A 13343-nucleotide genomic window follows, 5' to 3' on the forward strand; every position below is an offset into this window, starting at 1 on the left:
AGCGAACCATGTTCTTTGTAGCAACGGGTGTAACCAGATCGTTTAGCGGGGATCCTTTACCATTCGGAGGACGGAAGTGCGAGGGATGCGCAAGGCCGTCTCGCAAAGCGGGATGAGCGAATAGCGAGCCCGGAGAAGCCCGCCCCGAAGGGCGCGCTCAGGTGATCGCGATCAAAGTGTTGGTGGACTAACCAGGTGACGGGCTGAGCTCAGGCCGCCTCATGATCAGACTTTCGAGGCTTGATGAGCTTCTTGATTTGATCGGATTTCTCCGCGCGGACACGACGCAGGTCATAATCGGTCTGCAAATTGAGCCAAAACTGCTCAGTAGTCCCAAAGTAACGAGCCAAACGCATGGCCGTATCCGCGGTCACACCACGACGCTCGCGAACAATCTCGTTCAGGCGCTGTGCAGGAACATAAAGTTCTTTTGAAAGCGCATTCACACTCATGCCAAGAGGCTCAAGGTAATCCTCAAGTAAAATCTCTCCTGGATGGATAGGGCGCATACCTACAGTAACCATTGCGCGACCTCCTTAGTGGTAATCAACAATCTCCACGTCTTCCGCCCCTTCATCTGTCCAGCGGAAACACAATCGCCACTGGTCATTGATCCGGATGCTGTGTTGCCCCTCTCTGTCTCCAGAAAGCGGCTCAAGTCTATTCCCGGGCGGAGACTTTAAATCTTTAAGAGCTTCAGCGCTTAGCAGCTGCTGTAACTTACGCTCGGCCGTTCGCTGGATTGCATTGAAACGCCGAGTCTTACCTGTTTTTACAAGCTCCTCTGTGTGCTTGCACTTAAAGCTCTTGATCATGGTTACCCACCTTATAACGTTGCACGTTAAACGTGAAATACGATTTAGTTATAATAACACATTTTTTTATAACGTGTGGAATCGAGAAAACACTTGGCGGGAGTGCTGCAGTTTACCACGAAAACGCATCATCCGGTCGCACTTGCGAACCATATAAAAAGGCCCGAGAAAGCGGGCCAGGAAAAAACAAACCAAACTTACCAGGCAAAGCCTGGCAGCCTGATTTTACGAGAGACGCTACCATAGCGATTGATCACTGAGCGTAGGAGACCGTTCTCTGGCAAACTTGGCAGTTTCAAAGCTCTGTACAATTTATTCGATAGTCAGCAGAGCCCACTGTATAAAAAGGTCCGTCAGGGTCGAAGTGCTCCGGAAATCCGCACCGAAAACGGTAGCGCACGGTTTCAGTAACGGACATTACTAAGGAGCAGTTGGATTAAATACCGGGGGGCAGGTCATGCAGGCCAAAATCAAGCATCTTCAGAGATCTGTCCGCGGTAACCGCAGAATCCGTGAGGACAAAAGGTCCGCTTCTGTTTAGCCATTGGAGAGGCGTGATCGGCTCCCGAAGATGATCATCGACTGGCGCTGAGAGCGGCTGCGTCACCCAACGGTCGATCGAAGGGCCTCGTTACACCAATTAGATCTCAATACTCTCAGCTATCTCCAGAGCATCGTCCACCTCGACACCAAGGTATCGCACGGTACTGGACATATTTGTGTGCCCCAATAGCAATTGGACTGCTCGGAGATTTTTGGTCTTCTTGTAGATCAAGGTTGCCTTGCTCCGTCTCATTGAGTGAGTGGCATAGACGGAAGGATCAAGTCCAATGCTTCCGATCCACTTCTTGACGATACGGGCATATTGATGAGTAGTGATGTGGTCAAACTTTCTCATCCGGCTCGGCCATAAATAATCCATACCTGATAGTCCGCGAAATTCGATCCATGCTTCGACCGATTCGCGAGTCTTTTTGGTTATCTCAAACTGAACGGGTTGACTGGTTTTCTGCTGGATGACTTGCGCCCGATCCAAAACCTCTCCGTTTCTGGAAATATCTCGAACCAAGAGCTTTACCATATCGCAGGATCTGAGCTTGCAATCAATCGCCATGTTGAACATCGCCAGCTCGCGGATGTTATTTGCAATCTCTAACCGAATGCGGATAGCCCATATTTGTTCGAGTTTGAGCGGTAGTTTCTGGCCAACGAGCTTTCCCTTGTTCCAGGGAGCTTTGCTGGTAGGAAATGTCATGACATGGCCCTCTTTGGAGGGTAAGGGCCCTTAAGTATGGTTCAGAAGTTTGTTTTCTGCTGGCCAACCGGTCGCAAAGCGAACGGTCAGATTCAGTTGACTTGTCCCCAGTCTTTGATCCAACTGTTCCCTAGTAATGACCGTAACTTTTGAATCAGTTTTTCCAAGTAGCCAAGTTCGAGAATCCGCAACTCCTGCAGGATTTGTCGCTCTGTTTCGTCCGGCTCACAGGCGGCTATGCAGTCCGGCTGTTTCACCTGGATCGCCAAATCCTCTGCAGGGCGATCTTTGGCACATCAGGTGGGTAGGGTCAGTATCGCTGTTGCAATCGCAAAATAGATGAGAATGCCGGCGACATCAGCGATGAAAGTCACCACTGGCCCACTGGCCGTTGCCGGATCCAGATTCAGCCGGTTGAGCAGAAAAGGCAGCGACATGCCGATCAGGCTCCCGGCCAGTACCACGATGACCATGGTCAGTGCTGCTACTGTTGCCATTTCCGGACCGCTCCGCACGAGACCTATCCCCGCCACGGCGAAAGCCATGGTCAGGCCAAGGGCAAGCCCCACGCTAATCTCCCTGATCAACATACGCCCCCAGTCCCTTGTGACCACCTCGCCCGTTGCCATGGCCCGGACCATTAAGGTAGCCGACTGCGTGCCCGCGTTACCGGAACTGGCGATGAGGAGGGGCAGGAAAAACACCAGCCCGATGTGCGCCGCTAGCGTGTCTTCATACAAGGCAATGCTGGCGCCGGAAAAAACATTGGCAAATACCAGGAGGATGAGCCAGAAAATACGTTTCTGGTAAAGTGTTCTCAGACTTGCCTGGCGAAATCCACTAGGCATGGCGCCGACGGTAGCGCCCTTGTGGAAATCCTCTGTCGCCTCGGCTTCCTGAACATCCATAGCATCATCGTGGGTCACTATACCCACCATTGCTTCGTGGTCATCCACCACCGGAATAGCCAGCAGGTCGTAGTCTGCAATCAGTTTGGCGGCCTGGGACTGCGGATCATGGACATTGACGCTGACGGTATCCCGGTGAATCAGTTCCCCTACTTTCTGATCATCAGGCGCGATCACCAGGCCGGCCAGGGTTATGGTGCCGAGCAGCCGGCGCTCACTGTCCAGAACATAGGCAATGTAGATGGTTTCCTTGTTCAGTGCCTGGGCTCTCAAACGCTCTACCGCCCGCCGTGCATTGATGTGGCCCGGAAGTGTCGCGTACTCGCTGGTCATGATGGCGCCAACGGTGCCTTCCTCATAACCGGCCAGTCGCAAGAGGTCCTCCCGTTCGGCTTTGGCCAGTGCCGGCATAAGGATTTCCTGTACATCTTCCGGCAACTCCTGATACAAGTCGGCCCGTTCATCGGCGTTCATTTCGGTAAAAAGACGGGCCAGTGCATGCTGATTCAGGCGGCGAACCATGCTGAGTTGGTGGGACGTGGACAGATAGGCTAGAACTTTCGCCTGCCGGGCTAGCTCCAGGTGGTCAAACAGCTCGTAAGCGTAGTCAGGCTCGAGTTCGTCGATAACAGAGCCGATATCCGCTGGGTGACGACTGCTGAGTAACGTTAGCGCCTGTTCCCAGTTATCCTGACCCAGAAACTCCCGGATTTGCTCCTTCAGTTCCAGTTCCACAGCTTCGGTCATAAGCAACCTTTCACATTAAGAAAAAACGACCATCCAAGGCGTGCCTTGAACTGTTTCATTCATTGGCTCAACCATGTGATATGCCAGCGGCGTTTACATTAGGACAGCGTATATAACTATTGCAAGAACAATCCGGTAGAGCACATAGGGCGACATGCCCACCTTATTCAGCCACTTCAGGAAGAAGTGGATGGCAATGATAGCCATGATGAACGACGTAACCCCGCCCACCAGAAAACCGAACCAGTCGACGGCAACCTCCGATGTGGCCGCTTCCAGCAGTTTCACCGCCGAGGCCAAGGCGGTAATCGGAATGGCCAGCAGGAACGAAAACCGGGAGGCGGTCTGCCGGCTCATCCCCAGAAACAAGCCTGCGGTGATGGTGGCACCGGAGCGGGAGGTGCCCGGCACTAGCGAAAGAGCCTGTGCACACCCCACGATAAGGGCATCTTTCCAGGTCAGGCTGTGCAGAGTCCGACCCTTGTTGGGCCGCCAGTCGGACCAGCCCAGCAGCAGCCCGAATACCAGGGTGGTAAAGAAAATGACTTCCACCGCCCGAAGCTCGTTGTCGATCATATCCAGCAGCGCCAGCCCGACCAGGCCGGCGGGGATGGTGCCGACCACCAAGAACCAGGCCATGTTGCCCTGGCCGACCATCTGGCGCCGGGCCAGGGAGATAAGCCCATCGCGGGTAATGCCAAACACGTCTTTACGGAAGTACAGCACCACCGCTAGCAAGGTGCCCACATGCACGGCCAGGTCAAAGCCGACCCCCTGATCTTCCCAGTCAAAGAAAGCGGGGATCAGGATCAGGTGGCCGGAGCTGGAAATGGGCAGAAACTCGGTCAATCCCTGCAGAATGCCTAGGAAAAATGCCTGGAAGAAGTCCATGAAATGTTGTCCGTTTGCTGGCCGGGAATCGCTGTCAGATTGCCGGCGGGGGATCGTATCAGATGGTGGCCAGCCGGAACAGGCAAAGGATTATGTGATCGGCAGCGCCTCCCTGCTCAGGCCGGGAATCTCTGTCGCTTGATATTTGCAATTCGCACCGATGGAGTGGTGTCGGGCTGAAGTCTGCAGTTGCGCGAGAGGGCGGCTCATTTCAGCGCGGCAGACTCGGAATAGCCCTGGTGTTTGAGCTCGTTCACCAGTTCAATCACTGTCAGCAAACTGTGGCTGATCCCCAAACGGCCGATCTGGTGATAGAAGGCTGCATCCTCGGGGTGCCGGTCGGCCTTGCGGTACTGGCGGATGTGGCCGCAAACGTCGCTCAGTTCGGTGTGCAGCCGCATCAGCAGTGACACCAGGGAGGGCTCCATGTACTCGGAATACTTCATGTTCAGAATGTCCCACAAGTCCCGGGCCTTTTCCTGGAAATACTCGTAGCTGCTTTCGCTGAACAAGCTCTTGTCACACAGTTTCGCCATCAGTTCCTCGCCGGTGCGGGTTTCCAGCTCGTGCAGAAAGCGGGCGCGCTCGGAACGGATTCGCCCGTGCTGTTCGGCTTCTTCCGGGCCTTCGGTAATGTTCGGGTCAAAGCCGAAGGCGCGGCCGGCCACGCCGTCCCGAAGGCGGTTGATGTGGCGGGCAATTAAGTAGTCAATGTGCCCGCGCACCAGTTTCCAGCGGTTGGCCTTGGAGCGCACCAGCAGCGAATCGATGATGAAAAGGGTGAAGGCGGCGCCGAGCAACTCGGTAAACAGGCCGAGGGTCAGGTCCGGGTGGATTGCCTGGAAGATCCAGAGCAGTGCCATGGTCGCGAAGATGGTGCCGTAGACGGCCAGCGGGATCTCGGACCGCTCGATGGCAGTGGCGAGGTTCCGGATCAGGACCGGCTGGTTTTGGTGGGGTTTGGGGTGTTCGGTCACGTGCGCTCCATTCGGTCTGGACAGACGGTGAGACGGCATCCAGACTTTCTGTCATCGAACAAAAAGTCGCGTACAGTCCAGAACATAGCATAATAAGGCCAGCATGCAGCGCAAACCAGAACAATTAACAAGGCGGGCAGATGGCCTATTTCAGCAAACACTATCATGACCCCGGCACGGCGCCGGGCACCCTGGTGGCGGCGAGCGACCATAAAGGGCCAGTCACGGTTCACCTGATGGACTACACCGATGACCACGTGGAAGAGGTCAGCCTGGGCCGGGCAGTCGACTGCCGGGATTATCTGGATCGGCCCTCGAAAACCTGGGTGCAAATCAACGGCCAGGCCGACCCGGACACCCTGCGCAAGCTCGGCGACCTGTTTGACCTGCACGACCTGGCCCTGGAAGACGTGCTTAACACCGGCCAGCGACCGAAACTGGAAGTGTACGACGACCAGCTCTTCATCATCGCTGCCATGCCGTTCTACGATGGCACCACCCTGGAGATTGTTCAGATCAGTCTGTTCGTGGGGCAGGATTACCTGATCTGCCTGTGCCCGCTGGACGAAGACCCGTTCGAGCCGGTACGCAAACGGATGCGTATGCCCAACAATCGGCGTTTTACCTCCCGGGGGATCGATTACCTGCTGTATGCTCTGATGGATCTGATTACCGATTCCGCCTTTCCGGTGCTGGAGGAGTTCGGAGACCAGTTGGAGGTAATGGAAGCTGCACTGCTGGAAAACCCCAAGCAGAAAACCCTGGCCGGTATTCACGGACTCAAGCGAGAGTTGCTGATGCTGCGCCGAGTGCTGTGGCCCCAGCGGGAGCTGATGACCAGCCTGATGCGGGCAGAAGACCCGCTGATTAGTGCCGACACCCAGATTTACTTCCGCGACTGCCACGACCACAGCGTGCAGATCATCGAGCTATTGGAGAGCTTCCGGGAAATGGCCACCAGCATGGTGGATATTTACCTGTCCAGCATCAGCCAGCGCACCAACGAAACGATGCGGGTGCTCACTATCATCGCCACCATCTTCATCCCCCTCACCTTTGTGGTAGGGATCTATGGCATGAACTTTGAAAATCCTGACAGCCCCTGGTCCATGCCGGAGCTTGGCTGGCACTACGGTTATCCATTGGTTTGGGGCGTGATGATTGGTATTGCTGGGGGGCTGATCTGGTTCTTCAAACGTCGTGGTTGGATGTAGGGTTGGACAGTAAACAAATGATCATCGGCTTCAGAACCGAATTGCCAGCCCGCCAAACGGGAGCTGGTAGATCGTCAGGTCGATGGAATCCAAGCCCGGTGCAAACAGGCTGTTGTCCAGTGTTGCCGACGTGCTCTGCCTCCCGATATAGAGCTCTCCCTGTTTGCCAGGCTCTGCAAGATCAAAAATTGAACGATGTGAGGCTGAACGCAGCTGCTGAGGGTTGCGCGATCAGTGCAGATGCCAGAGTGGCCGTGAAAAGAGATCGAAGCATCATATCTCTTTTAGTCTCTGAGCTGATTTGAATTTTTCTGTCATTTGATGTGAACAAGGGCGCCACCATGACGCCAAACATACTCAGGAATCATGAGCGTGCGAAGGTCCGCTTTTGTTTAATCGCCGATGCTTTGTCGAGCTGCCCCCAAATTTGCGTAGTTCGCCTCAATTAGTTTGAAAACAAAAACTCCGTGCCAAGCATCACTCGGCACGGAGTCATTATAGTCAGGGCTTTTAGGACTCTCGAAGCGGGAGAATACCCGGGTCGCTAGACCGTCAGGTGCTTCCTGATAAGTTCATCATTCAACCCAGCAATCCCCCCCGCAGCAACCCGCCTCCCCCGATCCAAAATCGCAAACCGATCCGCATACTTCCTGGCAAACGGCAACTTCTGCTCAACAAGTAGAACGGTCAGCCCGTCTTCTTCGATCAGGCGACGAATAACCTCCCCAATCTGCGTCACAATATTCGGCTGAATCCCCTCCCCCGGCTCATCCAGAATCAGCAACCTCGGCTCAATCACCAGCGCCCGCCCAATCGCCAACTGCTGTTGCTGCCCGCCGGAAAGGTCGCCGCCTCTACGGTTTTTCATTTCCTTCAACACCGGAAACAACTCATACACTCGCTCGGGGATTTTCTTGCTGCCGTCCTTGCGCACAGCCAGGCCGGTGCGGAGGTTCTCTTCCACGGTGAGCAGGGGAAATATTTGCCTTCCCTGGGGTACGTAGCCGATGCCCAGGCGTGAGCGGTCTTCGATTTTCTTTTTGGTCAGTTCCACATCCCCGGCGAATTCGATGCTGCCGCTGCTGGTGGTTTCCTCGCCCATGATGCATTTCACCAGGGTGGTTTTGCCCACGCCGTTGCGGCCCATCACGCAGGTGCACTGGCCCTGGGGTACGTCCAGGTCCAGGTCCCAGAGGGTGTGGCTTTCGCCGTAGTACTGGTTGAGTTTGTTGATTTTGAGCATTACGCCTCCTCCCCCAGGTAGACCTTGATCACTTCCGGGTCGTTGGAGACCTGGTCCATGGTGCCTTCAGCCAGTACGCTGCCCTGGTGCAGCACGGTGACTTTGCGGGCGATGGAGCGCACGAAGCCCATGTCGTGCTCCACCACCACCACGGACTGCTTGCCCGCCAGGCTGGTGAGCAGTTCGGCGGTGCGTTCCATTTCCTGTTCGGTCATGCCCGCTACCGGCTCGTCCACCAAAAGCAGCCTTGGTTTCTGCATCAGCAGCATGCCGATTTCCAGCCACTGTTTCTGGCCGTGGGAGAGGATGCCGGCGAGTCTGTCCCGCAGTTCCTGCAGGCCGATGGTTTGTAGCACTTCGTCGATGCGGTCCCGGTATTCCGGTTTCATGATGGCGGTCAGGGTGGGCAGGATGCGTTTATCCGTGGCCATGGCTAGTTCCAGGTTTTCGAACACGGTTAGGGCTTCAAACACCGTGGGTTTCTGGAACTTGCGGCCGATGCCCAGGCTGGCGATGTCCGGCTCGTTCTTGGTGAGCAGGTTGTGGCGGCTGCCGAACCATACGGAGCCTGTATCTGGCCGGGTTTTGCCGGTGATGATGTCCATCATGGTGGTTTTGCCTGCGCCGTTGGGCCCGATGATGCAGCGCAGTTCGCCGTCGTCCACGGTGAGGTTGAGGTTGTTGATGGCCTTGAAGCCGTCAAAGCTCACGTTCACGTCTTCCATGTACAGGATCGGGCCGTGGCGCACGTCCACCGGGGACTGCACCGGTGCGAGGAAGTCGAATACCTGGTCTCGATTGGCAAGTTCCTGAAAAATGCTCATGCGGTGGCCTCCTGCCGGGTGGGGGTGTCGTCATCTGGTTTGGTTTTGTGGCGTTTCTGCAGCAGCCCGGCAATGCCCTTGGGCAGGAACACGGTCACCAGCACAAACAGGCCACCCAGGGCGAACAGCCAGGCGTCCGGCATCACGCCGGTGAACACGGTTTTGGCGTAGTTCACCAGGATGGCGCCGATTACCGCCCCGTAGAGTGTTGCGCGGCCACCGAGGGCCACCCACACCACGATCTCGATGGAGAACAGCGGCGAGAATTCGCTGGGGTTGATGATGCCTACTTGCGGCACGTACAAGGCCCCGGCCACACCCGCCAGCATGGCGGACACCACGAACACGAACAGCTGCACCCGTTCCACCCGGTAACCCAAAAAGCGGGTGCGGGCTTCGGCATCTCGGCAGGCGATGCTCACCCGGCCCAGCTTGCTGGCCACGATGGCGCGGCAGATCACGTAGCCGATGGCCAGGGCGATGCCGGTGGCGATGAACAGCCCCAGCCGTGTGGCGTCGGTGCGCAGGTTGAAGCCGAGGATGTCGCGGAAGTCGGTCAGCCCGTTGTTGCCGCCAAAGCCCATTTCGTTGCGGAAGAAGGCCAGCATCAACGCAAAGGTCAGCGCCTGGGTGATGATGGAGAGGTACACTCCGGTCACCCGCGAGCGGAAGGCCAGGAAGCCGAACACCAGCGCCAGTAGGCCCGGTGCCAGCAGCACCATGATGAACGCAAACCAGGCCATGTCGAAGCCCTGCCAGTACCAGGGCAGCGAGTCCCAGTTCAGGAACACCATGAAGTCCGGCAGTACCGGGTCGCCGTAGGTGCCGCGGTCGCCGATCTGGCGCATCAGGTACATGCCCATGGCGTAGCCACCGAGGGCAAAAAAGGCGCCGTGGCCCAGGCTGAGGATACCGAGATACCCCCACACCAGGTCCACCGCCACCGCCAGCAGTGCATAGCAAAGGTACTTGCCCAGCAGGGTGACGGTGTAGGCGCTGACATGCAGGGCGCTGTCCTGGGGCATGAACAGGTGGAGGAAGGTCACCACCACCAGCGCCGTAAACAATACGCCCAGGAATAGTTGTGTGGAACGCTCCTGAAAAGGCCGGAGCAGCCAGTTCTGTGATGACGCCATAACTCAGCCCTCCGCTGCACGGCCCTTCTGGGGAAAGAGTCCCATTGGGCGTTTCTGGATAAACAGGATGATAAAGACCAGCACAATGATCTTCGCGAGTACGGCACCGGCCCAGGGTTCCAGCAGCTGGTTGATGGTGCCCAGTGACAGTCCCGCTATGAGGGTGCCCCACAGATTGCCCACGCCGCCGAACACCACCACCATGAAGGAGTCGATGATGTAGTTCTGGCCCAGGTTGGGGCCCACGTTGGTGAGCTGGGACAGCGCCACTCCCGCCAGGCCGGCAACGCCGGAGCCCAGGGCGAAGGTCATGATGTCTACCCGGGTGGCGCGGATACCCATGGAGCGGGCCATGTTGCGGTTCTGGGTAACAGCGCGCACTTCCAGGCCCAGGCGGGTTCTGCGCATGATCAGCATCAGCGCGGCAAAAACCACAAGGGCGAAGCCCAGCACGTACATGCGGTTGAGGGTGAGGGACAGCGCGTCGTTGATCACCAGTGAGCCACTCATCCACTCCGGTGTGACCACGGTGCGGTTCTGGGGCGAGATGACGGTGCGCACCAGTTGCTGCAGGATCAGGCTGATACCGAAGGTGGCCAGCAGGGTTTCCAGCGGGCGGCCCTTGAGATACTGGATCACGCTGCGTTCGATGATGATGCCGGCGGTGGCCGCTACCATGAAGCCGGCGGGTATGGAAAGGATCAGCGCCAGGCCGGGCTGGCCCGGTAACAGTTGCTGCATGCCCCAGGTGGTGTAGGCACCCAGCATGATCAGTTCGCCGTGGGCCATGTTGATCACGCCCATCACACCGAAGGTGATGGCCAGGCCGATGGCAGCCAGTACCAGAACCGAGCCGAGGCTGAGGCCGAAATACAGGGTCTCTGCAGCACGGTTCAGTTTCAATTTCTGTTCGATGGTGCTCAGGGCCTGTTTGGCCTTGGCGGCCAGTGCAGGGTCATCGCCCCGGACGGCCACGTTCAGGGAGGCACGGGCGCGGGGGTGCAGGCTGCCGGCCAGTACTTCCACAGCATCAAGGTCACCCTCGCCCACCCGGTAAATGGCCAGGGCCTCTTCAATGCGGTTACGTACCTTTGCGCTCTCCTCCAGTTCCAGCCGCGCTTCCAGCGGCTCAACCAGCAAAGCGTCCACTTTGCCCATCATGTCCTGTGCGGAGGCTTCGCGCACGTCCGGGTCCGGGGCGTTCAGGTCCAGCATGGCAAGAATGCCCCCGAGCTGGCCCCGTATGGCGTTGTTGATGGCGACTCTGTCCAGCTCGCGGCGGGACATTTCGCCCATGTTCTCTCCGGTCAGCGGGTTGGCAATTTTCCAGTCCCGGCCCCGGTTGTTCAGAACCACAACAACCTGGCCGGTGTTTTTGACCTGGCTCAGGCGGTTGTTGCCATAGGCTTCGAGCCAGCCCCTGGCTCTTGGGTCACCACTGCTGACGATGGCATTGAGGGCTTCTTCCACTTTGCTGTTCGGCGCTTCGGCAAGGTTGGTCAGCAGTGCCGTGCCGGGGTCGTCTTCCTGTGCAGTTGCAGGAAGCGAAAGCGCGGAAGCCAGGGCAATAAGCAGCAATGTGAGCGATCGGAGGATGCCCATAGTGTGTCCTGTCTGTTGAAAGCGAGTTGCGGGGTGGCAACCGGGGGCAGCATCGCTACCTCCGGTTGCCTGTATTGCTATGTTGGTCGCTGTGTCTTATTCGTCAGCCGCCGCCATTTCGCCGGCCGAAGCGCCGCAACTGCCGGTTTTGGTGTTGAAGGTGCCGCAGGACATCGGCTTGCGCCAGTCGGCAATCAGGTCCTTTGAACCGGGCAGGAAGTCAGACCAGGCATCGCCAGCCACGGTGGACGGGGTTTCCCATACAACGGAGAACTGGCCGTTGTCCTGGATCTCACCAATCAGCACCGGCTTGGTGATGTGGTGGTTGGGCATCATGGCTGCGTAGCCGCCGGTGAGGTTTGGCACGCTCACGCCGATGATGGCGTCTTTCACCGCATCCACGTCGGTGGTGCCGGCTTTTTTCACCGCTTCGATGTACATGTTGAAGCCGATGTAGTGGGCTTCCATCGGGTCGTTGGTGACGGCTTCCTCGTCGCCGGTGTGGGCAACCCACTGGTCGATGAAGTCGTAGTTGGCGTCGCTGTCCACGCTCATGAAGTAGTTCCAGGCGGCCAGGTGGCCAACCAGCGGGCCGGTGTCGATACCGGAGAGCTCCTGCTCACCCACGGAGAAGGCAACCACGGGGATGTCGGAAGCGGAGATACCCTGGTTGCCCAGTTCGCGATAGAAAGGCACGTTGGCGTCACCGTTAATGGTGGACACCACGGCGGTCTTCTTGCCGGCGGAACCGAAGCGCTTGATGTCAGACACGATGTTCTGCCAGTCGGAATGCCCGAAAGGCGTGTAGTTGATCATGATGTCGTCCTTGGCCACGCCCTGGTCCATCAGGTAGGTCTCAAGGATTTTGTTGGTGGTGCGCGGGTAGACGTAATCGGTGCCCGCCAGTACCCAGCGCTCGACGCCGATTTCGTTCATCAGGTAGTTCACCGCCGGGATCGCCTGCTGGTTGGGAGCGGCGCCGGTGTAGAACACGTTCTCTGAAGACTCTTCACCTTCGTACTGAACCGGGTAGAACAGCAGGCCGTTGAGTTCTTCCACAACCGGCAGTACGGACTTGCGGGAAACCGAGGTCCAGTTGCCGAAGATGACATCGACCTTTTCCTTGGCCAGCAGTTCACGGGCCTTTTCCGCAAACAGCGGCCAGTCGGAGGCCGGGTCTACTACTACGGCTTCCAGTTGGCGGCCGAGTACACCGCCTTCGGCGTTCTGTTTTTCAATGAGCATTTCAACGGTGTCTTTCAGGACCGTTTCACTGATGGCCATGGTGCCGGAGAGGGAATGCAGGATACCGACCTTGATCGGGTCTTCGGCGGCCATTGCGTTAAGGGAGACAGAGAGGGCCAGCGCTGAGAGGCCAAGTTTCACGTGTTTTTTAATAGTCATGTTGTGCGTCCTTGTTTGCAGGTTGGTTCGTGCCATTCGCTTGAGTAAACGCACTCCTGCCACTGCATCTGGCGTTCCAGCTTTCACCAATTCCCATACACAACAATCACTTATCTAGTATACAAGCTAGCAGGACCGGCTCTTTCCGGGCGTCATGGCCTGCAAATCTGCGGTTTCCGGGCCATTTTCTGGTGCACCCGCCCAGCATTAGTGCACCTTAAAAATGTCTCTTTTCTCGTCTCATACATGCATCTAATTGTTTTCATTGGTTATTTACAAATCCCTTTCGAGTGGCACGGGCATTGCCATTGCTCATGTATACAAGAT

The 13343-nt window shown here is 57.2% G+C and carries 12 protein-coding genes; 1 reads left to right on the forward strand and 11 read right to left on the reverse strand.

Features of this window, described 5'->3' with window-relative positions; translation table 11 throughout:
• Positions 1 to 209: 209 nt before the first annotated feature.
• The 6 genes from FO268_RS02865 to FO268_RS02890 form a co-directional block, all read right to left on the reverse strand.
• Positions 210 to 524, reverse strand: coding sequence for a HigA family addiction module antitoxin (locus tag FO268_RS02865; protein ID WP_011786638.1), 315 nt, complete (start codon positions 522 to 524; stop codon positions 210 to 212).
• A gap of 12 nt (positions 525 to 536) precedes the next feature.
• Positions 537 to 815 (reverse strand): type II toxin-antitoxin system RelE/ParE family toxin, encoded by a 279-nt coding sequence (locus FO268_RS02870; protein WP_011786639.1) that lies wholly within the window; start codon positions 813 to 815, stop codon positions 537 to 539.
• 640 nt (positions 816 to 1455) lie between these two features.
• Positions 1456 to 2070, reverse strand: coding sequence for a tyrosine-type recombinase/integrase (locus tag FO268_RS02875; RefSeq protein ID WP_150989317.1), 615 nt, complete (start codon positions 2068 to 2070; stop codon positions 1456 to 1458).
• Positions 2071 to 2366: 296 nt separating this feature from the next.
• Positions 2367 to 3725, reverse strand: a complete 1359-nt coding sequence (mgtE, locus tag FO268_RS02880) for a magnesium transporter (protein WP_225316486.1) — start codon at positions 3723 to 3725, stop codon at positions 2367 to 2369.
• Between the two features lie 93 nt (positions 3726 to 3818).
• Positions 3819 to 4616, reverse strand: coding sequence for an undecaprenyl-diphosphate phosphatase (locus FO268_RS02885; protein ID WP_114435585.1), 798 nt, complete (start codon positions 4614 to 4616; stop codon positions 3819 to 3821).
• A 206-nt stretch (positions 4617 to 4822) separates the two neighbouring features.
• On the reverse strand, positions 4823 to 5593 hold the full coding sequence (locus FO268_RS02890; RefSeq protein ID WP_202336522.1) for a hypothetical protein: 771 nt from the start codon (positions 5591 to 5593) through the stop codon (positions 4823 to 4825).
• 140 nt (positions 5594 to 5733) lie between these two features.
• On the opposite strand from FO268_RS02890, the gene corA reads away from it, so the two are divergent.
• Positions 5734 to 6807 carry a magnesium/cobalt transporter CorA gene (gene corA, locus FO268_RS02895; protein ID WP_114435584.1) on the forward strand — a complete coding sequence of 358 codons (1074 nt, stop codon included), beginning with the start codon at positions 5734 to 5736 and terminating at the stop codon, positions 6805 to 6807.
• Positions 6808 to 7351: 544 nt separating this feature from the next.
• Here the strand turns inward: corA and urtE are convergent.
• The 5 genes from urtE to urtA all read right to left on the reverse strand — a co-directional run bounded on the left by urtE (position 7352) and on the right by urtA (position 13016).
• The gene (gene urtE, locus FO268_RS02905) at positions 7352 to 8050 is read right to left on the reverse strand and encodes an urea ABC transporter ATP-binding subunit UrtE (RefSeq protein ID WP_150989320.1); all 699 of its coding nucleotides are present in this window, start codon (positions 8048 to 8050) and stop codon (positions 7352 to 7354) included.
• Positions 8050 to 8874: an urea ABC transporter ATP-binding protein UrtD gene (urtD, locus tag FO268_RS02910; protein ID WP_150989325.1), complete on the reverse strand. Its 825-nt coding sequence runs from the start codon at positions 8872 to 8874 to the stop codon at positions 8050 to 8052. The genes urtE and urtD overlap by 1 nt, the downstream gene beginning before the upstream one ends.
• Complete coding sequence (gene urtC / locus FO268_RS02915; protein WP_150989328.1) at positions 8871 to 10010, reverse strand: urea ABC transporter permease subunit UrtC; 1140 nt, start codon at positions 10008 to 10010, stop codon at positions 8871 to 8873. The genes urtD and urtC overlap by 4 nt, the downstream gene beginning before the upstream one ends.
• Before the next feature lie 3 nt (positions 10011 to 10013).
• Positions 10014 to 11612, reverse strand: a complete 1599-nt coding sequence (gene urtB, locus FO268_RS02920; RefSeq protein ID WP_150989331.1) for an urea ABC transporter permease subunit UrtB — start codon at positions 11610 to 11612, stop codon at positions 10014 to 10016.
• Positions 11613 to 11708: 96 nt separating this feature from the next.
• Positions 11709 to 13016 (reverse strand): urea ABC transporter substrate-binding protein, encoded by a 1308-nt coding sequence (urtA, locus tag FO268_RS02925; RefSeq protein ID WP_150989333.1) that lies wholly within the window; start codon positions 13014 to 13016, stop codon positions 11709 to 11711.
• Positions 13017 to 13343 lie beyond the last annotated feature (327 nt).

It is taken from the genome of Marinobacter denitrificans (genome assembly GCF_008795955.1).
Classification (GTDB): Bacteria; Pseudomonadota; Gammaproteobacteria; order Pseudomonadales; family Oleiphilaceae; genus Marinobacter; species Marinobacter denitrificans.